This window comes from Ruminococcus sp. RTP21484sp1_RTP21277st1_D2_RTP21277_210401, assembly GCF_040924225.1.
Lineage (GTDB): Bacteria > Bacillota > Clostridia > Lachnospirales > Lachnospiraceae > Blautia_A > Blautia_A faecis.
On record NZ_JBCOMJ010000005.1, the window covers coordinates 33,950 to 57,514 of the forward strand.

The 23,565-nt window shown below is 38.9% G+C and carries 27 protein-coding genes; 11 read left to right on the forward strand and 16 right to left on the reverse strand.

The genetic code is table 11. From position 1 onward, the window contains the following. The first annotated feature begins 82 nt into the window (after window positions 1-82). The 10 genes from metK (at window position 83) to AB5706_RS05250 (ending at window position 7,787) form a co-directional block, all read left to right on the forward strand. Window positions 83-1,273: a methionine adenosyltransferase gene (metK, locus tag AB5706_RS05205; RefSeq protein WP_118309298.1), complete on the forward strand. Its 1,191-nt coding sequence runs from the start codon at window positions 83-85 to the stop codon at window positions 1,271-1,273. Between the two features lie 19 nt (window positions 1,274-1,292). Next, a complete protein-coding gene (locus tag AB5706_RS05210; protein ID WP_015526822.1) occupies window positions 1,293-2,312 on the forward strand; it encodes an alpha/beta fold hydrolase in 1,020 nt (339 codons plus the stop codon). A gap of 55 nt (window positions 2,313-2,367) precedes the next feature. After that, the gene (locus AB5706_RS05215; protein ID WP_025579072.1) at window positions 2,368-2,769 is read left to right on the forward strand and encodes a winged helix-turn-helix domain-containing protein; all 402 of its coding nucleotides are present in this window, start codon (window positions 2,368-2,370) and stop codon (window positions 2,767-2,769) included. Between the two features lie 222 nt (window positions 2,770-2,991). Next, complete coding sequence (locus AB5706_RS05220; RefSeq protein WP_004842188.1) at window positions 2,992-3,648, forward strand: recombinase family protein; 657 nt, start codon at window positions 2,992-2,994, stop codon at window positions 3,646-3,648. Window positions 3,649-3,696: 48 nt separating this feature from the next. Then, window positions 3,697-3,918, forward strand: coding sequence for a DUF5348 domain-containing protein (locus tag AB5706_RS05225; RefSeq protein WP_004842190.1), 222 nt, complete (start codon window positions 3,697-3,699; stop codon window positions 3,916-3,918). A gap of 17 nt (window positions 3,919-3,935) precedes the next feature. Further along, window positions 3,936-4,229 carry a hypothetical protein gene (locus AB5706_RS05230; RefSeq protein WP_004842192.1) on the forward strand — a complete coding sequence of 98 codons (294 nt, stop codon included), beginning with the start codon at window positions 3,936-3,938 and terminating at the stop codon, window positions 4,227-4,229. Continuing rightward, window positions 4,219-4,914, forward strand: coding sequence for a hypothetical protein (locus tag AB5706_RS05235; protein ID WP_118309299.1), 696 nt, complete (start codon window positions 4,219-4,221; stop codon window positions 4,912-4,914). The genes AB5706_RS05230 and AB5706_RS05235 overlap by 11 nt, the downstream gene beginning before the upstream one ends. Window positions 4,915-5,158: 244 nt before the next feature. Then, complete coding sequence (locus tag AB5706_RS05240; RefSeq protein WP_117457421.1) at window positions 5,159-5,929, forward strand: DUF6577 family protein; 771 nt, start codon at window positions 5,159-5,161, stop codon at window positions 5,927-5,929. 66 nt (window positions 5,930-5,995) lie between these two features. Further along, window positions 5,996-7,153, forward strand: a complete 1,158-nt coding sequence (locus tag AB5706_RS05245) for a nucleotidyl transferase AbiEii/AbiGii toxin family protein (protein WP_147417360.1) — start codon at window positions 5,996-5,998, stop codon at window positions 7,151-7,153. A 1-nt stretch (window position 7,154) separates the two neighbouring features. Further along, a complete protein-coding gene (locus AB5706_RS05250; RefSeq protein WP_015526826.1) occupies window positions 7,155-7,787 on the forward strand; it encodes a metallophosphoesterase in 633 nt (210 codons plus the stop codon). A gap of 50 nt (window positions 7,788-7,837) precedes the next feature. Here AB5706_RS05250 and AB5706_RS05255 read toward each other — a convergent pair whose 3' ends face one another. From AB5706_RS05255 to ligA, 8 genes are all read right to left on the reverse strand, one after another. After that, entirely contained in the window at window positions 7,838-8,563 is a 726-nt protein-coding gene (locus AB5706_RS05255) for a YkgJ family cysteine cluster protein (RefSeq protein WP_015526827.1), read from the reverse strand. A 40-nt stretch (window positions 8,564-8,603) separates the two neighbouring features. Next, window positions 8,604-9,350, reverse strand: a complete 747-nt coding sequence (locus AB5706_RS05260; protein ID WP_015526828.1) for an LPD11 domain-containing protein — start codon at window positions 9,348-9,350, stop codon at window positions 8,604-8,606. 196 nt (window positions 9,351-9,546) lie between these two features. Then, window positions 9,547-10,905 (reverse strand): ATP-binding protein, encoded by a 1,359-nt coding sequence (locus tag AB5706_RS05265; RefSeq protein WP_173702221.1) that lies wholly within the window; start codon window positions 10,903-10,905, stop codon window positions 9,547-9,549. A gap of 86 nt (window positions 10,906-10,991) precedes the next feature. Continuing rightward, the gene (locus tag AB5706_RS05270; protein ID WP_173702222.1) at window positions 10,992-11,453 is read right to left on the reverse strand and encodes an NADAR family protein; all 462 of its coding nucleotides are present in this window, start codon (window positions 11,451-11,453) and stop codon (window positions 10,992-10,994) included. Window positions 11,454-11,529: 76 nt separating this feature from the next. Next, complete coding sequence (locus AB5706_RS05275; RefSeq protein ID WP_004223767.1) at window positions 11,530-11,775, reverse strand: hypothetical protein; 246 nt, start codon at window positions 11,773-11,775, stop codon at window positions 11,530-11,532. Window positions 11,776-11,778: 3 nt separating this feature from the next. Next, window positions 11,779-12,465: a DUF3990 domain-containing protein gene (locus AB5706_RS05280; protein WP_015526830.1), complete on the reverse strand. Its 687-nt coding sequence runs from the start codon at window positions 12,463-12,465 to the stop codon at window positions 11,779-11,781. A gap of 118 nt (window positions 12,466-12,583) precedes the next feature. After that, window positions 12,584-13,000: a hypothetical protein gene (locus AB5706_RS05285; protein ID WP_004223763.1), complete on the reverse strand. Its 417-nt coding sequence runs from the start codon at window positions 12,998-13,000 to the stop codon at window positions 12,584-12,586. A 10-nt stretch (window positions 13,001-13,010) separates the two neighbouring features. Continuing rightward, complete coding sequence (gene ligA, locus AB5706_RS05290; RefSeq protein ID WP_368182498.1) at window positions 13,011-15,026, reverse strand: NAD-dependent DNA ligase LigA; 2,016 nt, start codon at window positions 15,024-15,026, stop codon at window positions 13,011-13,013. Between the two features lie 508 nt (window positions 15,027-15,534). Between ligA and AB5706_RS05295 the strand changes: the two genes are divergently transcribed. Further along, window positions 15,535-16,023 carry an SOS response-associated peptidase gene (locus AB5706_RS05295; RefSeq protein ID WP_226840011.1) on the forward strand — a complete coding sequence of 163 codons (489 nt, stop codon included), beginning with the start codon at window positions 15,535-15,537 and terminating at the stop codon, window positions 16,021-16,023. Window positions 16,024-16,073: 50 nt separating this feature from the next. Here the strand turns inward: AB5706_RS05295 and AB5706_RS05300 are convergent, their stop codons facing one another. The 8 genes from AB5706_RS05300 to AB5706_RS05335 form a co-directional block, all read right to left on the reverse strand. Beyond that, on the reverse strand, window positions 16,074-16,634 hold the full coding sequence (locus AB5706_RS05300) for a hypothetical protein (protein WP_025580515.1): 561 nt from the start codon (window positions 16,632-16,634) through the stop codon (window positions 16,074-16,076). Continuing rightward, window positions 16,631-16,873, reverse strand: coding sequence for a hypothetical protein (locus AB5706_RS05305; protein ID WP_015526832.1), 243 nt, complete (start codon window positions 16,871-16,873; stop codon window positions 16,631-16,633). The genes AB5706_RS05300 and AB5706_RS05305 overlap by 4 nt, the downstream gene beginning before the upstream one ends. Before the next feature lie 55 nt (window positions 16,874-16,928). Then, the gene (locus tag AB5706_RS05310; RefSeq protein ID WP_173702534.1) at window positions 16,929-17,984 is read right to left on the reverse strand and encodes a TRM11 family methyltransferase; all 1,056 of its coding nucleotides are present in this window, start codon (window positions 17,982-17,984) and stop codon (window positions 16,929-16,931) included. 1 nt (window position 17,985) lies between these two features. Next, entirely contained in the window at window positions 17,986-18,534 is a 549-nt protein-coding gene (locus tag AB5706_RS05315) for an AbrB/MazE/SpoVT family DNA-binding domain-containing protein (protein WP_059085279.1), read from the reverse strand. Window positions 18,535-18,596: 62 nt separating this feature from the next. Further along, window positions 18,597-19,334: a hypothetical protein gene (locus AB5706_RS05320; RefSeq protein ID WP_025580519.1), complete on the reverse strand. Its 738-nt coding sequence runs from the start codon at window positions 19,332-19,334 to the stop codon at window positions 18,597-18,599. Window positions 19,335-19,351: 17 nt separating this feature from the next. Continuing rightward, entirely contained in the window at window positions 19,352-21,472 is a 2,121-nt protein-coding gene (locus AB5706_RS05325) for a vWA domain-containing protein (RefSeq protein ID WP_179966208.1), read from the reverse strand. A gap of 5 nt (window positions 21,473-21,477) precedes the next feature. Further along, window positions 21,478-21,855 (reverse strand): helix-turn-helix domain-containing protein, encoded by a 378-nt coding sequence (locus AB5706_RS05330; RefSeq protein WP_227209930.1) that lies wholly within the window; start codon window positions 21,853-21,855, stop codon window positions 21,478-21,480. Further along, window positions 21,743-23,560: an AAA family ATPase gene (locus AB5706_RS05335; RefSeq protein WP_117942306.1), complete on the reverse strand. Its 1,818-nt coding sequence runs from the start codon at window positions 23,558-23,560 to the stop codon at window positions 21,743-21,745. Before AB5706_RS05335 ends, AB5706_RS05330 begins: the two co-directional genes overlap by 113 nt. Between the last annotated feature and the right edge of the window lie 5 nt (window positions 23,561-23,565).

Genomic DNA, 23,565 nt, shown 5'->3' on the forward strand with positions numbered 1-23,565 from the left:
TAGACAAAAAATATAGTAATCATAGTAAAGATATTTTATGTTATTGACAAATATGAAATATTGATACAAAGGAGAATTTACTATGGAGAAAAGATTATTTACCTCAGAATCGGTAACAGAAGGACATCCGGACAAAATTTGTGATGCCATATCAGACGCCATATTGGATGCTCTTATGGAGAAGGATCCGATGAGCAGAGTGGCCTGTGAGACTGCAATTACAACGGGTATGGTATTAGTGATGGGAGAAATCACGACCAATGCGTATATAGATATGCAGCAGGTGGTAAGAGAAACGATTAAAGAAATTGGTTATGACAACGGAGATTATGGATTTGATGCACATACCTGTGCCGTCTTAACGGCAATTGATGAGCAGTCAGCAGATATTGCTTTGGGTGTGAATAAGGCATTGGAAGCAAAAGAACACAAAATGTCAGAAGAAGAGCTTGATGCAATTGGTGCTGGGGATCAGGGTATGATGTTTGGTTACGCATGTGACGAAACGAATGAATTTATGCCATATCCAATTTCACTGGCACACAAATTGACTCGGCAGCTTACTCAGGTTCGTAAAGATGGTTTGTTGAATTATTTAAGACCGGACGGTAAGAGTCAGGTTACTGTAGAATATGACGAAGCAGGTATTCCGCACCGGCTGGATGCAGTGGTTCTGTCAACACAGCATGATCCAGATGTGACACAGGAGCAGATTCACGATGATATAAAAAAATATGTATTGGAACCGATTATTCCAACAGAACTGGTAGATGAGAATACAAAATTTTTCATCAATCCAACAGGGCGTTTTGTCATCGGTGGTCCTCACGGAGATAGTGGTGTAACAGGACGCAAGATTATTGTAGATACCTATGGTGGTATGGCACGGCATGGCGGCGGAGCTTTTTCTGGAAAAGACTGTACGAAAGTAGATCGTTCTGCATCTTATGCTGCTCGTTATGTTGCGAAGAATATTGTGGCTGCAGGTCTAGCAAAAAAATGTGAAATTCAGTTGTCTTACGCAATTGGGGTGGCTCATCCGACCTCTATTATGGTAGACACCTTTGGAACCGGGAAAATTTCAGATGAGAGTCTGGTAGATATGATAAGAAAAGAATTTGATCTGCGACCAGCAGGAATCATTCAGACGTTGAATCTCCGCCGTCCAATCTATAAACAGACGGCAGCCTATGGACATTTTGGAAGAAATGATCTCAACCTTCCATGGGAAAGATTAGACAAGGTAGAAGAACTGAAAAAATATTTGAAATAATTTACTTAGGAGGGAGCGTATGAGAAGATACAAAAAGCAAATCTCAAGAATTGTGACGGTTGCGATGCTGTTTGCATTTTTGGTAGGGAATTCTAATATGGTATATGCTATGGGAGCAACACAAGTTGGATATGCGAGTAAATATATCACGGTGAAAGGGAATAATATGCATCTTGCTTTGTATGGAAAATTGGATGCAAGTGGAGAAACATTTGCAGATGAAGGAAAAACCACATTGGTGATGATGCCGGCTCTGGGAGTTCCATCACCGCATATCTACTTCAAACCTCTGGCACAATCTTTAGATGAGAGTTTTAACATAGTGATTGTAGAGCCGTTTGGATATGGGCTTAGTGATGTTGCAGCAACGGATCGAACTGTAGATAATATCAATAGTGAATTGAATGCTGCACTGGACACCATGGGAATTAAGCAGTGTGTATTGCTGGTACATTCGATTTCTGGAGTATATGGACTCAACTTTGTACAGAATTATCCCGAAAAAGTAAAAGGTTTCATTGCTGTTGATAATACGGTATATGATGAAGAACTGGCAGAGGCTATGGAAATGGAAAAGAAATATATGCTGCAGGGAATTGATGAATTTCAGAAAATCAAGAATTCTTTTTCTTCTTTGGAAGAATTCCAGATGGCACTGAAAACAGATCCAGATAAATATGGGGCAGCATTACCACAGGTTTCCGGGTACACTTATACGGAGAGTGATAGGGAGGAATACATTCAGGCATATTCTTTAAGCAGCAACGATACGATTAGAAATGAAGTGAACGGGATGGATCAATCATTACTCTCTATAAAGAATAAAAAATTCCCATCGGCACTTCCTGTATTAACCATGATTTCTTCAGAGAATGTACAAAATGTTCCGGCATGGGAGACTGCTCATAGAAATCAATTGGATTTAGAATCTGGTAATCACCAGTTATATATTGTAAATGGAGGACATTATATCTGGTATACCAATTTAACGCAGGTTGTCCAGCTTATCGATGAATGGAGAATAGAGAATCATTTTTAAAAGGAATCTGTGTGATGAGATTTCTAAATAAGAGAAAACAGAAGGGAAGTGTAGCTTGGGGAAAGTAACTATTTCAACTGTATTGGGATACAAAGAATATGTAGTGGAAAATATAAAAAACATCCGGGGAGAGGATGAAGAAAATTCCGATTTTAGGATTTATCCGGATTATCATAAGATTTATAGAGGACAGACGGAGATCGTCTTAACGAAAGCAGAGTATGAATTGTTTATGCTTTTGTCAGGGAGACCAGGTGTGATATTTACCAAAGAAAAAATTTTTGAGATTCTTTATAACGAGGAATTGCCGGAAAGCATTGATAATATTGTGTACTGTCTGGTATCCAGTATGAGAAAGAAAATTGAACCGGAGCTAAAGCAGTGCCGCTATATTAAAACAGTGAGAGGTGTAGGATATAAGTTTGAAGGAAAAAAGATGGACATCTTTCCAGAATAGTTGATCTGAAGACAGAGGAAATTTTTAAAAACCTCTGTCTTTTTTTGTTGCTTTTTTATGCCATCTTGCGTACAGAAGTAGTGAAAGTCACCTCCCAAAAAGTATGCTTTTTGATGGGAGATGTAATAGGCTATTTTTTTATTTCCAAAAAGTATATAAGAAAGTTTTGAGATATGCCAAAATATTTTAAGACTTTTTGGGAATGTATAAAGGGGGATACGTATGGCATATTATGGGTATCACAGAATCAGTACTAAGGAACAACACTTGGACCGAGGTATTATAGAAATAAAGAGGTTCTGTGAAAATCAGAAAATTAAACTGGAAAGTATTTTTACAGATAAGATAACCGGTAAAAATTTTGACAGACCACGTTATACCGTTCTTGTGGAAGATGTTTTACGGGTAGGGGATACCCTGATTATTACAGAGCTGGACAGACTTGGCAGGAACAAGCAGGAGATTTTAAAGCAGCTACGTTTTTTAGAAGAAAAAGGGGTTCGGGTAATGGTATTGGAACTTCCTACCACGTTGTTTGACCTGTCTCAGATGGAAAATAATCTGGCAAAGATGATGATAGAAACAATCAATAATATGATGATTGAACTCTATGCATCCATGGCACAGGCAGAGATGGAGAAAAAGGAGAAGCGACAAAAGGAAGGTATGGAGGCAAAAAGGCTTCGGGGTGAATGGGATGAAGTAGGAAGACCACGGGCTATAGAACAGGAAAAGTTTAACCAGGAATTTATGAGGGTGGTACAAAAGAAGGTAACACCGACACAACTGCAGCGGGAGTTGGGGTTAACTTCTTCTACCTATTATCGGTATCGGAAAAACTTTTATGAAAATTTTCCGGAATTTCTTCAATCTGTATAGGTATGAGGTAATTACTAAGTAAAAGAAAAATTTAAGGAGGCAGATGTTATGAGTGAACACAGAGAAGGAACATTGTTTTATGATACTGAAACAGGGAGGTATGATATACGTTTTGATTTGGAATCTTTTTATGGAGGACTACATTGCGGGGAATGTTTCGATGTAAAGGTGAAAGATGTTTGGGTTCCGGTCCGAATTGAAATGGGAGATGACTGGTATCTGGTTGGACTGAACGTGTCGAGATTAGATGGACTGAGAGTACGTATGTAAATAGGAGGATAAGCCTGATGAGGGGAAGCGCAATGAGAGAAAGTGTTACGGATGTTCGCATTATACTGGAATGCTTACAGGAAGCATATCAAATGGAAGGAGATATGGTACGGTCCGGGAAAAATATTCATGCGACTATGATATATCCATTTGTCCGTATGCTGCAAGAAAAGTGTAGGGATTTAACAGAGGAACAGATACATAAGACACTTTGGAAAGAATATGAGATTTCAGGGGCAGACAGGATGTTTGTGGAGAGGGCTTCAAAGATTTTAGAGCCATACGAGGGAGAATCTGAAGATGAGAAATAGTACAATGGAATATAAAGTAAATCAAGCCTATGAAGAACTAAAGCGTTTAATACAGTGGAATCCGAATAGTGAAGAAAAATTTTTACAGAAAATGGTATGTTTATTGTTACCTGGACAAAGAAAATGTTGGCCAGAGGCTATCCGTGATTTGAGGCAATCTTTTGAAGCTGAGCAGTGGATGATATTTGTTGAAAAATACAGAGGAAAACTGGAATGGCTGAATAGCATATCTTTGGCAGAACTACAAAGAAAGATAGGAGAAATTTTTTTTGTTGATCATTACAAGATGATAGCAGATCAATTCCTATATAAAAAGGATTTTGAAACTTCCTTATTTTTGAGAATTGCAATGGAAACAGGGATAAGAAGTGCAGATATTCCATGTATAGAATGGTCCTGTATGCATGGAAAAACTATTATTTTGGAAGAAACCAAAAGAGGAGATTTGTATAAAAAAGTTAATGGAACGTTTCCTAAGATTTCAACTCAGTCGTTACGGATTATGAAGTTATTGCACAGGAAGCAAGGGAAAATATTCACAAAATCAAACGAGTACTATGTTCGCAAAATTTCTTGTGCTTGGGGAATGCCTGGGTTTCGTATCCATAGTTTTCGGGATTATAGGAGAAAGATAGAAATGGGAATTACAGCAGGAGTACAAGTTCCAAGGATCATTCCATTATAAAGAATAGGCTGGATTGGAAAACGTTATAGGATGCTATATGAGCTGCTGTTGCAGTTCTAGTGAGTTTCAATAAAAATACGCAAATATAGTATTTGCGTATTTTTTATTGAAATTACAAATATATTTGCAAATAGATTGAATTATAAATAAAAACAATAAAATAAACGCAAATATAAACTTTGCGTTTATTTTATTGTTTTTATAGGTGCTATGTGATATACTACGAAAAGAAAGTAGGTGTAGTATGAATAGCAAAACAGCATTAGAAAAAAAATACGAGATAATCAAACAAAATCTTGGGAATCAAACTACCTTTTATACAGATGAAGTAATTCCCCTTTTCCCGGAGTTAAAAAAGTCTACTTTATATTGGAATCTTTCTAAATTAGTAGAGGCGGGTTACATTAAGAGAGTGCGAAACGGTGTATTTTCCTTCAATGATTTGAAAGGCAGACAGGGAATTATTTTATGTGAAACAGCCCAAAAATTGAAAAATTACATGGATGAGCTGGGATTTTATTATTATATATCCGGTTTGGATATTTTGGCAAAATATATGTTACACATACCAGAACAATATCCTGTCATTGCATTTATTGAAAAAGCAGCAAAAGAGGAAATATATAACAATTTATTAGCAGAAGGATTTGAGGTGATAGAACCACAATACACGAAAAAAATGTATGAAGATGCTATGTTTTCAGGTAGCCATAATATGCAGGTGATTTTATACACAACGGAGGATTTTCAGTACAGTAGTGAAGGTCTGGCAAGTATAGAGAAGGCTTTTGCAGATCTTTATTTTGCAATAACGAGAAACGGATATCCACTATCATTGCAAGAATTGGTAAGAATTTATCAGAATCTCAGCAGATTGGGAAATATAGATAAAAAGAAGCTGATAACAGTAGCATCAAGAAGGAATATACAATATGATATTCGCTTTATCGTTGAAAATCGGTTTATTACAGATTCGGCAATAGAGTTTGGAAAAATACTTAGAAGGGAAGAATAAAATTTGGATTACAAAAAGTTATTTCATAAAGAGGAAGCATTTCAGAGAGAAACCTTTCAGAAGAGAATGGAAGAATTTGGGTTTAAAAATATGGCGAGAATGGAACTGTTTTTATGGGATCTTGAATTATTCTTGCATATTCAGAAAATACTAGGAGATAAAATAATATTGAAAGGTGGTGCAGCCACGCAGTTTTATCTGCCAAGGGATGCTCAAAGAACAAGTGTAGACATTGATATGTTATTTTTTGGAACAGAAGAGGAAATAAAGAAAACATTGAGGAAAATCGAAGAATATTTGGGGACAGAAGACGAATTGTTTTACTTTCATAAACATAGCCCTAAGAATCCGAAAACAAATCTTCCATTACATACATATTACACGAAAGTTCCTTCTGTACTATCCAATGCAGAACGTAATATGGAGAGAGAGAGTATTCCCTATCAGGAATTAAAAATAGAATTTATTCTCCAGCCAGAAAAATGGGAATATGAAAGAAGAACGGGAGAAAACATATTTGCGGTAAACAGTTCATGGAACTATCAGATCCTTCCATTGAATTATTTATTTGCGGATAAGCTCACCACATTAGGTTGTAATACGATTGGCGTACAAAATGAAAGGCTGGATGAACAGGTGAAGCAGTTCTATGATATTATGATGTTGTCCAGAAACTGTATATCCGAGATGCAATGCTCTGTTGTGAAAGAAAAGTATTTAAAACGGGCAGAACAAGAATGGAATACAAGGAAGATTACACTGGGGAGCACGCTGGAGGGAAGAGATTATGAACCTAAATATATCGTAAAAGATGTTGAGAAACAGCTTTTGCGTTATCAACAAGCCGATAGCGGTGAAGATGCAGAATTGAAAAAGTTTATTAATGATTTTCATTCGTTATATTTAAACAGGAAAGTGCAGTATGATCCCAAAACGGTTGCCTGCGGAGCATCCCTGGTTCGCTTGATGTATGAACTGATGATTTCAGGCATGGGTTGGGATAAGGTAAAACAGGCATTAGAGATTGAAAAAAAATTAGGTATGGAGCATTTATCGGGACCAGAAAAAGGACAAAAAATTCGTAAACTCAGAAATCAGTTTATTCAGGAATTTGGTAAAGATTCGGTAATCCCGGCATCAACTTTGAAAGGGAAAGATTTAAAAAGAGTGTTCTGGGCAGTTGTAAATATTGATAATTTAAACAAGATTGAGGGAATGATATAAAATGAGATATTATATTGCAGATTTACATTTCTTTCATGAAAATTTGAATACAAAAATGGATAAACGTGGATTTGCAAATGTAAATGCAATGAATGATTATATGCTGAAACAGTGGAATAGTAAAGTGCGTAATAGGGATGAAGTTGTTATCTTAGGGGATTTATCATGGGGGAAATCTGAAGAAACAAACCAGTTGCTTCAGAAATTGAACGGACGTCTATATCTGATACAGGGAAACCATGACCACTATGTCAAGGATCCAAACTTCGACAGTTCACGCTTTGAGTGGATTAAAATGTATGAGGAACTTAGCGATAATAAGAGAAAAGTGATACTTTGTCATTATCCTATTATGTGTTATAACGGACAGTATAAATTGAATGCAGAAGGAAACCCAAAAACCTATATGTTGTATGGACATGTACACGATACGCAGGATCAGAGATTGCTGGAAAGATTTCAAGGAATCACATCTGAAACAACATTTCTGAATACACAGGGGGAAACACAGCATATTCCATGTAATATGATTAACTGTTTTTGTATGTATTCAAATTATCAGCCGCTTACTTTGGATGAATGGATTGCGTGTGATAAGAACAGGAAACAAAAGAGCTGCCAGAATGTAAAGTGATATGAAAAAGAGCCGTCCAAAACTGGTCGGCTCAAAGTATTTATAGTTGTTTATGATTTCTTAGGAATGTCAACAGTTCCTAGTGTTTCAATTAAGGATAGGATTGCATCTGAATTTTGCTGAAATTGCGTTTGAAAATCTTCTGTAATATCATAGTTCAGATACAGAGTTATCAAAGTAGCATTCCATATTGAAATCATGGTCTTTTCTGATATGTGTTCTTCCAGAAATTGTAGATGTTTGCAGAGTGTTGCCTGTGTTCTTGTCCATGTAAAGAAATAGTCATCTTTTAGTGGAATGTTAAAACTACGAAACCATTCCCGGACGGTATGTGTTTCGATTCCGTCTCCGCACTCAGGATTATTAAAGATATATCCAACAGACAGTTCTTCTGGATTTTTCGGAAAACTATCATCCGCAGAAAGGGTAAGATACCGACCAATCGGAAACATGGCACAGACAGTCGGTTTTACATCATGAACCAAACATTTCTGATCCTTTAATAAAGGGCAGCGTTTGACACTTCCTTGTGGTCTCAGGCGGACTATCGGGAAACGGGAGTTACATCCAATATAAGTTTCACAATATTGTTCCAAGGCTTCCGCTGGTGTAATTTGAAATTTTTTTGCTATGTTAAACAGATCTTTCGGGGATAAGAGAATATCCTCCCGGTGAATGCAGCACTTTCCGCATTGGGTACAGTGAAATGTAAATGTATCATCGAGACCGATTTCTTCATATCCTAATTGTTCTTTTAGTTCTTTTATTGAATTCATAATCATTCTCCTTAAAAAAAATATTTTTATGGCGGTTCTATTATTTTGTGTCTGAACACATTGCTTTTTCGTATTCTAGGATTTGTTTCCATGTCAACCATTCTGGTTTCCCATCATCCGGAAATTCATTCCAGAGTTTTTTCATGGCGGCAATTTGTTTGCTTTCATTGTGATAGTACAGATGTCCAGTACAACGGTTTCCGTAATTCAAGTAATACTCACAGTCGCTTTGTAAACGACTAAGCATCATGTACTGAAATTCATAAGGATTTTTCGGTTTATCTGTTAAAATTCTAAATGGTTTCCGGATAGGCATATCCGGTTCTCCATCAAATTCATTTCCGACTGCAGAGTGCAGATGAGGAATTTCAAAGTCACCAAGTTCTACATCTTTCCACAACTTCCCATATTGATCCTGGTATACCGGGCGAGCCCATTCGTCTGTACCAATATAATGAAGAAGACGAGAGGGTTCTTCTGGAATAGAAATCAGTTCATCCGGGGACATAATCACTTCATCCAAAGCAAGATCATCCAGTTTTTTTGGCATATTGTAAAGAGAAGAAAAGCGTTCCTCTAGTTTCCGAATGTCTGCTTCAGACTCAGGAAAATCAAAGCAACAGTGAATATCAGGAGTCAGATTGTCGGTTTCTTTATCTTCGCCGGTATGAATTTCCAAAATAACACCATCCAATCCTGCATAATCGCTGGCATCGGTTGTCCGCACACGTTGTCCAGGTTTGAAGATGACATCTCCCCATTGTAATTCAGTTGTTGTATTGTTCATGTAATTCTTCCTTTCTTGATGGGAATTGGCATTGACAAAAGAGGGAATAGAATAAATCCATACCCCTTTTCCGTAACATCACATCTATGCCAATTCTCATAAATTCATAAATTTTCACTAATTCAGTGCTGTGTTTTTCGTGATCCTTCTAAATAAAAAGAGACCACTCGCAAGTAGTCTCTTCGTAAACATAAATTTAATTAAACTTGTATTGTTCCAATAAATAAATAGGCAGTGTTTCTGTTTTTCCGTCTATTCCTCCTTTGGTTGCCCCTTTTAAATAAAGAAGCTTATCTGCTTTTCCCTGAGCCAGAGCTTTCTGGGCAGTGGAAGCAGTCCCTTTTCCGGCTTTTACTTCTATTAAATATCGGGTGGAAGAAGATAGGCTTTGTGCCAAAAAATCAATTTCTCCGCCTCGGTAAGTAGCAAAAGCTGGGGTTTCAAAGGAAATTTCCGGTGGAAAATCCTGGCGTTTCTTCAGGTTGATATAGACATAATTTTCATTTAATGTGCCTGCAAGTACACGGGAATCGGTACCGGTACGTGTCAGATAATAATTTGCCAGCCCCATATCCATGAAGTAGCAGCGGCTTGCAGACTTAAAATCCAGAATGTCCATTTCTGTTATTTTTGCACAGAATCCAATGATTCCAGAAAAGTACAGCCAGCTAATGGCACGGTTGCAGGTAGCCTTTGAAATATTGCTGGAGTAGTCGTTGGTTACCAGTTTTTGCAATTCTTCACTGATGCTGTCTTCTGAAAATCCTTTCTTTTCACGATTTAAAATACGGCAGATGGAAAAGAAAATATGGGTAAACACTTTGGTATACAAAATATCCGTAAAATAGCGAATGGATTCATTGGTAAAGGTATCAATGATTTTTACGAGTTCGCCTTGAGCTTTTACGATGTTCCGGTTTTCCAGATAGTTTTCGACCACTTTGGGATAGCCACCAATCTGGCAGTACAGCTCATAGGTTTCCTTTAAGCGATTATAGACTTCTGCTTCAGAGGAAACAAGAGATATTTTTTTGTAATCGCCATACAGATTCTGATCATAGGCCATCAAAAACTCCTCAAAAGAAAGCGTATAGATGGTGAGTTTGGTGACATCGCCGCTGGAATAGCGAAACTCCGGATCATAAATTCTTCCAAGATAACTACCTGTAACGATGAAATGGGCTTTAAACTGTCGGGTGAACTCCCGGATGCGGTTATAAATTTCCGATGATTCCTGAATTTCATCAATAATGATGACGGTATCATCGGAATCAATAAAGTCCGGCTCATATAACTGGAAGGCATCATGGAGAGGATGCTCCCGCCGTTTTGTTCTAGGTGTCCAGTCGGTTGCCTGTTTATAACATTCCATAAACTGTTTGCCGCTTAATTCAAACAGGTTAATATAAATTTTGTGTTTGTAGTTTTCGTCAGCGAATTTCTGTATCAGGTAGGTTTTTCCAACCTGACGAGCTCCACCGACTTCCAGGGTACTATGACCTCCTTCATTTTTCCAATCCAGAAGACGGTCATAGACAAAACGCTTCAGATACATAAGCACAAATCCTTTCTTTAAAATCTATCTTTCATTATAGCAAAATATTTGCAGTTCATACAGTGCAAAATTGGATAAATTATGTTTTAACATTCAAATTGAAGCTTTGCACGTATATCCATAAGAATTTTGCCCAGATGATTTTCGCCATGACCATTTACAGAACCCCAAAAGTAATCTCCCCAGTTGTTTCCTTCAACAAGGTGACAATTCCCAGTAGCAAGTAATGCTTTACATAGGGTAGGATTCTGCATGAATTTGCACATACAAATTTCATACATGTACATAAGCTTTACTCTTTCCCAGTCTGAACGGAGCTGCACTTCTCTTCCCAGTTTTTTTGCATCTTTTGGATTCCTTAATTTGGTAAATTGAAGCTGTTCTTTAGGGGAAAGTGTCTTTTGTGCCTGGAAAGCAGCCTCATTATTTGCATACCAGTAGCCCCGGTAATATATCCGGGAAGGATAGAAGTTACTAAGAAAAGCGTATGCTCCATGAAAGTGGTCAATTGTTTGCTGGTAATGATTCGAATAGGTATTAATATACATGTAATCCCTTCTTTCTTATACAAAAAAGGAACCGCTTATGGTAAGCAGTTCCTTCTTAAACATATTTTTTTGTTTGTTATTTGTTTATTTGTGCTTCTTCTTGTTCTTCGTAATAGCGGTCTGCAATATAGCCGGCAGATTCCGCCCAAAGAGTATTTTCTGTATTTTGTAGGGCCTTGTAAGTTTTTGAATGATAAAATTTGCCCATGGCATCCGGAAAGGAAAGATTACTCTTTTCCATAATAATATCGATAACATCCCGGATCTGAATATACAGATTCATTGAAATATCTTTTCCGTTAAAAAAATATTTACCTTCCATGTTTTACACATCCTTTCGAGATTCCAATACCAGATGTTCAAGAGCAAGTGGGGTGTGAAAGGAAACCTGATTATTAACCTTATTATACCGAAGCCTTGTAACCGCTTCATCCACGCTCAAGATACCGGACAAATAAAGTTGTACAGTTTCCATGGTATTATCATCCGCAACAGGCCCAATTACAACATCATAGTGATGCTGGATATCGCCGACAGTACGGTTGAGTTTGACAAACTCCAACCATTCCTTGTCCAAGGTGGCAAAATGTTTGATTTTTAGTTCCTCGGATTGCTGGAAGATATACCGATACACATATTTGCCGCCAGTATGAGTACGCAAGTACAGGCGGTTCGCCCATTCATTTGCCTGCTGTTCGAGAACTGTGCAATAAAATCCACGACCAAAATCACGACGGTTATGTGATTTGTTCAAATCGATTTTATCAAATGCAATATTGGAGCCATGGAAAAGAACAAGCGTGGGCGTATCTTCTTCTATAATATCTTCTACGTATTGAAAAGTATCATGAATATCTAATTGGTGCAACGTTTCGTGTTGTACCAGTATTTTTTCAAATACTTGATGTTTGTAGAAAATATTAAAGGCATCGTCTTCTGATATTTGGTGCTTTTTAGCATAATATTCCAGTGCTTCAATTGATAGCATCTCTATATCTGATTGAATACTCATATACGTTATCCCTCCATTTGCTTTCATTATATCAAAAAAGAAGGTGCTTTCCAACGGTAAAATAACTATAAATGTAAAGTTGCAAAAGATGTTTGAAATGGGGCGTCACCCCATTTCACTATCCCCAAACTTCGCCCATGATTTCCACAAGAAAATCATCTAATGGAAAATCGGGAGGAAGTAATTCACCAAACGTTTCTTGAATTTCTTGGATAACTTCCGTATAAGAAGAATACGCCTGTGAAAATAAGTGGGAAGAATTTTTAAGTTCAATGATATAAAATTCTTCTCCTGGATTTAAGTCCAGTTCTTCCTGATCTTTGATCCTCCATACCGTCATAGACTCAGCAGTGCCATAACGACAGCCATCAAGTTTCTCACAAAGATATTCCTGAAAGGCTAAGAGTGATTCTGGATCAGAGAACTCTTTGTATAAATCAGGAAAAACTTCCTCTGTATATCGAAGGATAAGATTAGCAGCCTCTTCTGTAATAAGAAATCCATAGATATGAAAAACGGATGTAATGATACTCATAGATTTCTCCTTACGCAATCATTTCAAGAAACTCATCTTCAGATAAAATCTTAATGCCGAGAGACTGGGCTTTTGCTAATTTACTGCCGGCTTTTTCCCCACAAATTAGATAATCTGTCTTTTTTGTGACAGAACTGCCGGCTTTTGCTCCAAGCTCAATGATCTTGGAGTTGATTTCATCCCTTGTAAAATGAGCAAGTTTTCCTGTTGCAACGATAGTACATCCTGTAAATACATTTTCTTTCATCATAGTGTTCATTTCCTTTCTTTCTTCAAATATAAGTTCTTTTTGGAGTTCGTGCCAGAGAATTAGATTGTTTTCATCAGAGAACCAGTCATGGATATTCTGATTCAGAGTATCACCAAAGTCATCTAACTGGGTGAAATCATAGTCACCAGAGGCAGCGTCAAAAAATTCCTGCAGACTGCCGTGGAATACTGTATCCAAAATCCTACTTTTGGTTCGTCCGACCATAGGAATATCCATGGAAACCAGGAATCGGACAAAGGTAGTATTCCGGCTGGAAGTAATGGAATTCCATAATCTTTCAAAGGATTTTTTACCGAAACCTTCCAACTGTAAGATTTCTTCCTGATGTTCATTTAGATGGTAAATATCCGGAAATGTCTGGAGATAACCCAAAGTCAGGAATTTTTCCAAGGTAGTTTCGGAGAGTCCCTCGATGTTCATTGCTTTTTTTCCAACGAAATGTGTAAAGCGTTTTCGGATCTGGCTATCACAGTTGGGATTGTCACAATGCACTGTTTCAATGAGACGCCCATCATTTCCTTTTCTTTGATAGATACGAGTCTGAGAACCACAGCATGGACATGCAGGAGGAACTGCATTTACATAATGACCACGTTCCAGGTTTTCCTCAATATGAGGAATGATCATATTGCGTTTTGATACAGAAATTCTACAACCTGGCACCAATTCTAATTCTTTGATAAAGGTCAGATTGTGCAGGGTTGCTCTGGAAACAAAGCATCCGTCAATTTCCACAGGGTCAAAAATTCCCACTGGTGCAATTTCTCCGAAACGGGTGGGTGTCCATTCTATATTGCGAAGAGTGGTTTCGTAAGTTTCATCTTCAAACTTAAAAGCCAGTCCATCTTTATAATGATGTCCGGTACGCCCGCATTTTTGGGAATAGTCCAGACTGTCGAAAATCATTACGATTCCGTCAATAGGCAGATGCTTTTTGCCTGCCAGATCAGTCAGTTTTTCAATATACTGGTTTACAAGTTCCGAGGTTAAAGGCTGGTTTGCAGCAATATAAGGACAAGGCTGAAAACCATAGTCAAGCAGGCTGGAAATTTTCATAGCTCTGCTGTCTGGAAAGAGAAATGGAGAGTCCAGACCTTCCAGAACATTAAAAGGCATAAAGTGCAGACAGCGCCCTGCACAATTTGCCGGATCAAGACTTCGCACAGAGCCAGAAGCCAGATTTCGCCCATTTTTGTAAGGTTCTCCTTTTCCATCTCGGAGGGTTTCTTTTAAACGCTCAAAGTCATTGGTTGGGATGAAGGATTCTCCAACAATCACCAGCCGGCCTTTATATGGAATTGAGAGAGGGACATCAACGTATGCAGGGATGTTATGGGTGATAAGTTCCCCAATTTCTCCGTCGCCACGCGTGGAAGCCTCTACAAGTGTTCCATTTTCGTAGACCAATTTAGTCGTTAATCCGTCCAACTTCAGCATAAACAGAACTGGCTGCTTACCGGCAAAACTTATCAAGTCCTGTACCTGCTTTGTCTTATCTAAAGAGAGCAAAGGGACCGGATGCTTTACTTTGGGAAGTTCACTGATGGGAGTATAGCCTACGGTTTGTGTCGGTGAATTGGATAAGACAAAGCCTGTCTGCTTTTCTAATTCCACTAATTCATCGAAGATTCGGTCATATTCCGCATCACTGATATTCGGACTGTTCTCATTATAATAAGCGTTACGCTGTAAATTCAGATAGTCCACCAGTTGTTTGATTTTTTCCACGTTTGATAATTCATTAGAGTGGTTCATTTTATTCTTGTCTCCTTTTCTATGGTATAGTTGTAATTCTTATTTGTTCCGGCTTTCATTCCTCCTTTCTTTGCGTTCAGGCATAAAAAAAGAGAATGACATGGATGTTCATTCTTTAATGCGTGCAGTTTCCTGCAAAATAAAAAAAGCCAGAAGTCCCTGCTGGTAGCGTGGTATACTTCTGACACTTTTACAAACCTAAACTGCGTGCGTATATCCTTTCCGGATGACACAAATAATAATTACATAGTAAGTGTAACACTGTATATAGTATGTGTCAATATAAAAGCACTATATATTGTTTAATCTGAGAAGAAAATTACTATATATAGAGAAAGCATGGATATGGAAAATATTATCTCTTGATTTCAGAACATATGTTCTATATAATGGGATATAAAGGAGGAGAACGTGAGTTTGGAAAAAGTGATTTTTCATATAGATGTAAATTCTGCCTTCTTGTCCTGGGAAGCGGTATATCGGCTGCATCATAGAGCATGGGCAGGACATCCATCCGTCTGAATCTGCAATTGTACTTACAAAGGAGTGTAGGGAAGTGGCTGCAAGGCAGATGCAGTGGGGATTTCCGAGGTTCCAGGGAAAGGGATTGCTTATCAATGCAAGGGTAGAGGCTATACTGGACAAGAAGACCTTTCGGGACAGTGTGCTGCATCGAAGATGTGTGATTCCTGCCCATCACTTTTACGAATGGTGTAAAAACAAAGAAAAATATACTTTTCAAAGTCCAAAGCAGGATGCCACATTATTTATGGCAGGGTGTTATCAAATCTATAATGGTCAAAATCGTTTTGTAATTCTGACTACGCAGGCAAATGCTTCTGTAGCACCGGTGCATGAACGGATGCCATTGCTTTTGGAACGACAAGAACTGGAAGATTGGATTATGGAGGATGCAGCGGTAGAATTTATTCTTGCTAAGAAGCCCATACTGTTGAATCGGACAGCAGAATATGAACAACTGAAATTATTTTCATAAGAAGGGAAACCCATAAAAGTTTCCCTTCTTGACATAAAAAATTCTTGAATTTAGAATCCATTGTTTATTTGTTCTGTTGCTGCAGGCATAGGAGGACTGGATTTTACATAGATTAATAGTTTCCCATGCAGATCCAAATCCTGTTTACTCCATTGCCCATTCTCATAAACCTTTTGGGTAATTGTATTGTAGATAATTGGCGTATCCTCTATACGTTCCATATCAACTACAAGGCAATCCTGAAGGGCAATATATGGATATAGAGCATCCTCAATATATGTCCTTAATTTTAATGCCTGCCTGTGCAGTAGTTCCACATCATACAGTTTTGATAAGGTATAGCCCATTTCTTTGAGTATCCCGGATGTTGTAATGGTTTGTTGGATAACAGAAATCTGCTCTTCCAGAGACACATCTGGATTTATCATAAGCTTTGATAATGTAATTTCTTTTACAAAAGCTGTCGCTGTATCACCAATTTGCTTTTTTAGGGTTTCATAAGGAACCCGATACTGTGTCTGTAAAATTTCAAGTGGAACGTATTCCCGGTTTTTCTTTAAAGTTGAAAGTAATTCACAAAGCTTGCTTCCCAATTCATATATGTTATTCAAGCACACATCACTTCCGATACGGTCTCTGGTGTATGAACCAAATGGTAAATGGTATTTTCTGTTTCGAAAACGATACTGTCATTTGATACTTCCAAAATCGTTAGGATAGGAGATGTCAGAATAGAGAAACCATTGACCCCAGAAATAATAGCACGTTCCCCAACCCGTAGCGGAGAATGAAACCATCCTGAGAGTGTCGTTATTTGTTTATCTTTCACATGGTGCTTTCGATTTGTCATAGTGTTCACACTCCTTTTGTAGCGTCATAGAAAATCTGTTTTTCATGGCTCGTTTTTATGTAACCGAGTAACTCAAACGAAAATATCCTTTCGATACAGGTATATATTCGTCTGGGTGTTCATATAAGGTGGCACGGATACGTTCCTGATAATGCGGATTCTTTTTCGCTTTTGGGTGTTCTTTTAATAAAGCGTACAGGTCTTTTAAAGCCCCTCTTCCTCCAATACTCTCCATTGTCATCCGGATTAGATGATGCCAAGTCAGTGCAAGAATATCTGTATTTTGTACAGAAAACACACCTTCTTGCCGGATGCTGAAGGGGATAATGAAAGAATCCGTTTTTTTCAGCAACAGAGCATATTCTGTCACAATGGGAATGAAAGGCTTTTTGTACGTCCGATTGTCGGAAACACAATTAAACTGGCCCTTTACCAGAAAAGATTCAAAATCACCCATCCGCATTAAATCATGCTGCATACTATAGAACTTACCATGGAGCCGCATGTCGCCTACCAGTATGGCAAGCCTGCCACCTTTCCGAAGTGCCAGGAAAAATTTCCGGATACAGTGATTTAGTTTTTCTAAAAAATCCGAATAGTTTTCACAGCGGGATAGGTCGTCCGGGTGAGGGTTTCCCCAGATATTTCCGGAATACTGGATCATATTATGGTAAGGTGGATGGAAAAAGATGAGATCAGCGGAATCCTCCACTTCATCTTTTAGGGCATTCCAGTTACCTTTTCCATAAGCAGGTGCCGGATTTAGATCATAGAGCAGGGAACGTACCTGATAACGGTCAGCCGCCGCCTTTGAAGTCCCAGAGCCACTCATAGGATCTAAGAGGGTAAAGGTGCTGATATCTTTTCCGTAATATCGCTTATCGTCCAGGCAATAGCGTAGAAGTGCTGCAATCACTTCGGGAGAGCAGTTACCACGCCACTGGCTGTTACCGCCTTCGCCCCGTTCTGGGTATGCCATGAAAGAAGTCAGTTCCTTTCCCACACGTTTTCGCAATCCTTCCGTTCCAAGCATGTCAGCGACAGTACGCCATTGGGGACCAAATTCAGCTTCTAATAATTGTGCTGCCCGATGCAGCATTAAGTCATTCATTTTATATCACCGTCCTTTCATAATTTTGTTGAATGTAGCGGGAAATCGCCGCCGCAGTCATTTTGGCACAGCCTAAATCCATTTCGCTGAAAGGCTGTTGATTTTTTGTACACAGTAAAAGTCCCAACGTTTCACCCAATTCGTTTTTTTTAGAAATAGGGAAAAAGGCTGATATGGGATATTTTCCTGTCATAGTAGGGTATATGCGTTCCTTTTCAGAGAATAATTTCATCTTTCCCTGTTGCAGAAGCCTTTGAATACTTTCTGTTACAGGCATATTAAGTGCTGTATGATAATTCTTGGAAGCAATGATTTTGGAATGATTACATAACAGGATCCGGCAAGGGACATTACTATGTAAAATATCCAGAAAACTGTCTAACCGGATATCCATAGGGATATGGGAGTCGCATTTACGAAGACAGATGTTGCGTGTGTCAGCTTCCAGCATCAATACATCGCCTGTATGAAGTTGTAGGGCTTTTCTTACTTTGGCAGGAATAATGATCCGCCCTTGTTGGTCAATATTTAGTGTTGTGGCATAATCCATAGAAATCTCCTTTCCTTTATAAAAAGAAGCAGTCTTTTCGGCTGCTTCTTTGTTGAAATTCTTTAAGCGACATACATACCATTCAGATATTGCTCTTGTGGTTGTTCCTGCATATAGGAAGACATTTCATGTGGCTGTATGTTTTGTGCCATTCGTGCTTCCTGTTGCTTTTTAAATTGTTGTTTGCCGTTTTGAATCAGGAAGGATGCAACGTAGTTTTCCCAATTTACGATATAAGAATCAGCACGTTTTAACAGCATATAAAAATCCATATCTGTCAATTGGATAAAAGCACTTTTTTCAGAGATAAAACTTTGAGCCTGCATATAAGTGCCGCCGTTATGATTCTTTTTCTTGATACCTTTTCCGTTATTAATTTGAATTCTCCACGGGCTGGTCAGTATTTCCTGCTGGTTGTTATATACGTGGCGGGAAATAAAAAACTGTTGTGCAGTAGAATAGCCATTGCCATCCGGCACACCAAATATTTTACTTTGTGACCATTCAAATTCAGGAAAGCCAGCGGCAACTCTGGACAGCAGAAATTGAATTTGTTCGGGTGCCAGATGAAAACGGGTGATAATATTTTTATCACCGGTACCACTAGAGTAATCCTGTATGGAGATTCCAATAAGGGAGTGAACTTTATGACCATTTTCTTCAAATTCTCCTTTTGCATGAAGCTGTGCATAGCTGTTATAACTTGTGTAGCGGAGGCGGTCATACAGTGCAATTAATTTTTTACTGGTCTGTACTTTGCATATCTGATCTGTAATTGAGTTTTGATAATTTTCACTCATGTATGTTTTCCTTCTTTCTATTTCAAATATTGTTTTACAAGCTGTGTCATATTTTTGGGCAAATCTTCTAATTTGGTAATATCTAAAAAACCATCCTGATAGATTCTGCGGATGTTTTCTTTGTCATCACCAATTGCTGCAGCAAAGATCACAATGCCACGTTTACGATATTCATTCTTGATACCACGAAGATCTGCTTCTGCTTCCGTACCACTGTACCCACAATCTGCGGGCTGTCCGTCAGAGATTATGATGAGGAGTTTTTGTGATTCCGGACGCTTTGCCAGGTGTTCCGCAACATAACGAAGTGCAGCTCCATCCCGGTTGCCATTACGGGCAGACATATCTATCAGCCGGTAACGGTCAGAGGCATCCAGAGAATCAAATTCAGCATAGGAATACAAAGCAACACCCTTAGAATCTGTAGAATGCCCATAAATGGTAATAGGAATTCCCAGGCTCATACAGAAATCATACAGCACGATTGCAGTTTTCCGGGCATGGGTAATACGATCTCCCCAGCCCATAGAACCACTTTCATCAACCAAAAGTCCCACGGAAAGTTTTTGTTCTTCATCCGGAAGCCTGGTTCTGGTAAAGATACCGCCGTCCTTTCGGTGTAAAGCCCGCATATCCAGCCTTTTACCAAATAACAGGTTTTTTTGTTTCCCGCCTTCTGCCTCTTCTTTTAATAAAGGAAGAATGGAACTTTGCAGCCTTTTGGAGGTCCGCAAAAGAGGGGAAGCAACTGTTTGATAAGATTTGATAAAAAAGTCGGAAACGGGATTGATGCGGTGGATTGTTACATGGATGCCTGCATGGGCATTTCCGTAATGTATTTCATCCGCCGATTTTTGCAAGTCTTCTGTTAATTCCTGTTCATAATCATTTTGGGCTTTTTCCGTAGCAACATCATTTAGGATGCGTGCAAGATCATTCGCTGCATTTTCATAACCGGAACCGGCATACTGTGATGCGTATGTGATTCCTGGATTATTTCCATCTAATACTGCTGTAGTTTTAGCAAGTTCAATTCTTCCTCCTTCTTCCTGCAGTACTTTTTCTGCCTGGTTGATTGCATCTTGTCTGTAATTTGGATCAAGACCAGATAAGTCACAGGTTATAGGAGTTTTTGATTTTACTGTAGGACCTGGAATGTTTTTAGGGATTCCTCCGTTTTTACCAGTTGGAAGAGGAGATCCGCTACCTGATTCTTTCCGCAGCAGATCCTCCAGAGCATCGCAAACTTGGGTACTATCCTGCTTTTTTAAAGACTCTCTGGTTAACTCTACCATAGGCTGAATATAGTTCCAGCAAAGTACTAAAAGATAGTTGGAAGCACGTAAGCGTTCTTTCCCCTGTGTGGCAATTAAAGCATCGTCAATATAATCCATGCAGTCTGAAAGGGTGTCTGTGTATTCTCCAGAATAATTCGTGCGGTTATTTATATTACCAGTCCGGCAATAAGACAAAATTAAATTGCTCATAATGGAAAACGGCTGATAGCCACAGTCAATTTGTTCCTGTATAGAAGGAATCAATTCAGACATCCGCAGATTATTGATCTGTATTCCCTGCTTAAAAGTTCCGGGATATTCTTCACACATCCGGGCTTCAATGTAGATGTCCTCCAGTATATTATTAAACTGTGCAGCACAGCGGGATAGCGTCAGACACGTTGCGTTATCTTTTTCTTCCATGGCATCTAAGATGTCCTGCAGATTTGCCTTGTATCCAGAAGGCAGATTGTCTGGTGCTTCTGGATAGAAGGAACCATTTTCCATATTGGTCAGATAAAGCTGTAGTGATGCAAAATCAGAGTAACGCAGATGTCCGATTTCATGTCCAGTTAGACCAGTCAGGCTTTGTGACCGCAGAAATCGGGAAGGAAAGCTTTGGGTTATCGAGTTTGCGGCGTTACAGTGAATTCTATAATTATCTGTATAAGCGATGTCTGCATTTTCAGAACTGTCCCATTCCATAAGCACCTGAAGTCCATAGCGAGAACGGCCAGTAGCCGTTTTCGCCAGAGATGTTTGGTATTTTTGGAAAGCCGATGAAAGAAAGAGTTCTTCATCAGTGATTTTTGACTCCGTATCCCGAATCATTCTTTTTAAAGCTTTTTGAGTGTTATTCAATTTTTTCACCTTTCTTTCTTTTTCATATTTTGGGTTAGGAGATCTTCCATTGTACAGCCGTAATACTGGGCTAACCGAAAGACGGCGTAAGCAGATGGAAGCGTATGCCCATTTTCATAGTTCATAATTGTTTTTTCCGGTAGATGCAGAAGTCTTGCTACGGCTTTCTGAGAGAGTTTCGTCTGCTTGGATTTTCTTAAATAAACGAGATTTTCTGCCAGAGTTTTGCGTAGTTCGGCTTCGGTATAAAAGGTGTTCTTCAATAGTGTGTTATGATGCAAGAACTGTATCCAAGCAAGAACCTTCAATTTCGATACGGCTTTCAGAATCGGCAGTGACGGAAGATAAAATGGTATAATGAGCAGCTTCCTGTATATCGCCACATACCATAAAAGACTGAACCCAGGCAATTAATTCCCGGACTCCACAGCAGCCATCTGTTATCAGGTTATCCTGACAATACTGTGCGATGGAACGTACAATCTGTGTCATGGTACGTACTGATTTTTTATCGGAACATCCGGTAATAGCAAGAACACGCTCTACCATGGTCTCTTCATCCGGTTCATCCATATCTATGACCATATTCATCCTTGAAATGACAGACTGGTTCATGGGACGACAGCCGGCATAGTCATGATTAGTTGTGACTACAATGGTAGTATCCGGATGCCGATGGATGACTTCCCCGTTTGGCAGAAATACACTGTTACAACGGTCCAACAGGGAATTAAGCCCTACCAGTACACCAGGATTGGCAATCACCGTAGGCTCCTGTATTTCTACCAGATAGCCGTTTCGGATGGCTTCAACCAGTGGTGTATCCACATAGCGGAACTGTTGGCTGTTGGAGGTAGCAGCTTGTTTCTGTTTCATTTCCTCAGATATATGATGGATCAATTCTTCATAAACTGTATTTTCTGATACTTTTTCATCATAAGTACCCGTTAATTTTTCATAGGCAGTAGCCGGATCTAGGGTAATGTCTTGAAAAGAGGGCAGTTCCCCTACCAAAGAAAGCTGTTTTTCATCTACATCAGGTAAAATCTGTCCAAGAAGGTCAAAAATTTCTGTATTTGCCGAGCAGGTGATGCATCGGTAAGGCAGGTGAAGTCCTGCAGCAATGGCTTTGGCACCTTCGGTCTTTCCCGTTCCAGCAGGCCCACGGAGCATAAAATTCCGCATAGGCTGCTTGCTGTCAGTTGTTAATTTGGCATGTTCGCATATTCTTTGGATTTCTTTTGGGATTACATACCAATCTTCGAGAATAGGAACGGTTGATTCTTCTTGGGAAGTTAATGTCCGAGAATTGGACAGGATGTATTTATCGACAAAATCTTCTTTGGGAATTGAAACGGCGGAAGCAGTATAGTGATGTCCACCTTTTAATACCTGAAAGGTACCCTGGATAATTTCCGTTGGTGCATAAACACCTTTTTGGATATTCAGTGGTGTAAGTCTTTGGAGCACGCCATTTGCAGGAGTGTCAACTTTGATGTTCCCGATAGGAAGGGAATCACCATAACGGATCCTGCGGTACACGTTATCACAAAGAACCGCAGCCGTTTCTGCAGCTTTGGGCAGGTCAGGGAAACCGTCATCACGGTGTTGCTTTAATTCCTGATATTTTTCATTGAATTCGTCATCAGAAAGAAACGTAGGCATTAAAGCAAAATAAAGAGCACTTCCGGAATCTTCATCTTTTTTAAACTGATATGGCTCTGGTTTACTGGCCAGATCCAAAGGTTTTTCATACTTTCCGGCTATAAATTTCCCAGTCATACGGTTGTAGACCACTACATGCAGCAACCCGGTACGGCTTGGATATTCTGCGATTGTAAAATTGTTTGCTTGGCTTCCAATGGCTCCGAGTTCTTCCTCTGCTTTTCCAGCAGGTGGATTTTCCAAATCCATATAAGAAAAAACTGCCTGCAAAGTAGCAGAATGGAGAGTAGCCCGTTTTTTAGGCTGATTACAGTATTTGGAAGCGATGTCTTTCATCACTGCACTTTTCCCGGAATAGCTGTCAAATGGAGATGGTAGCGTTCTTTCAAAAGTCCAGTTAGGGACAAAGTTTGTATTTGGCATAGTAT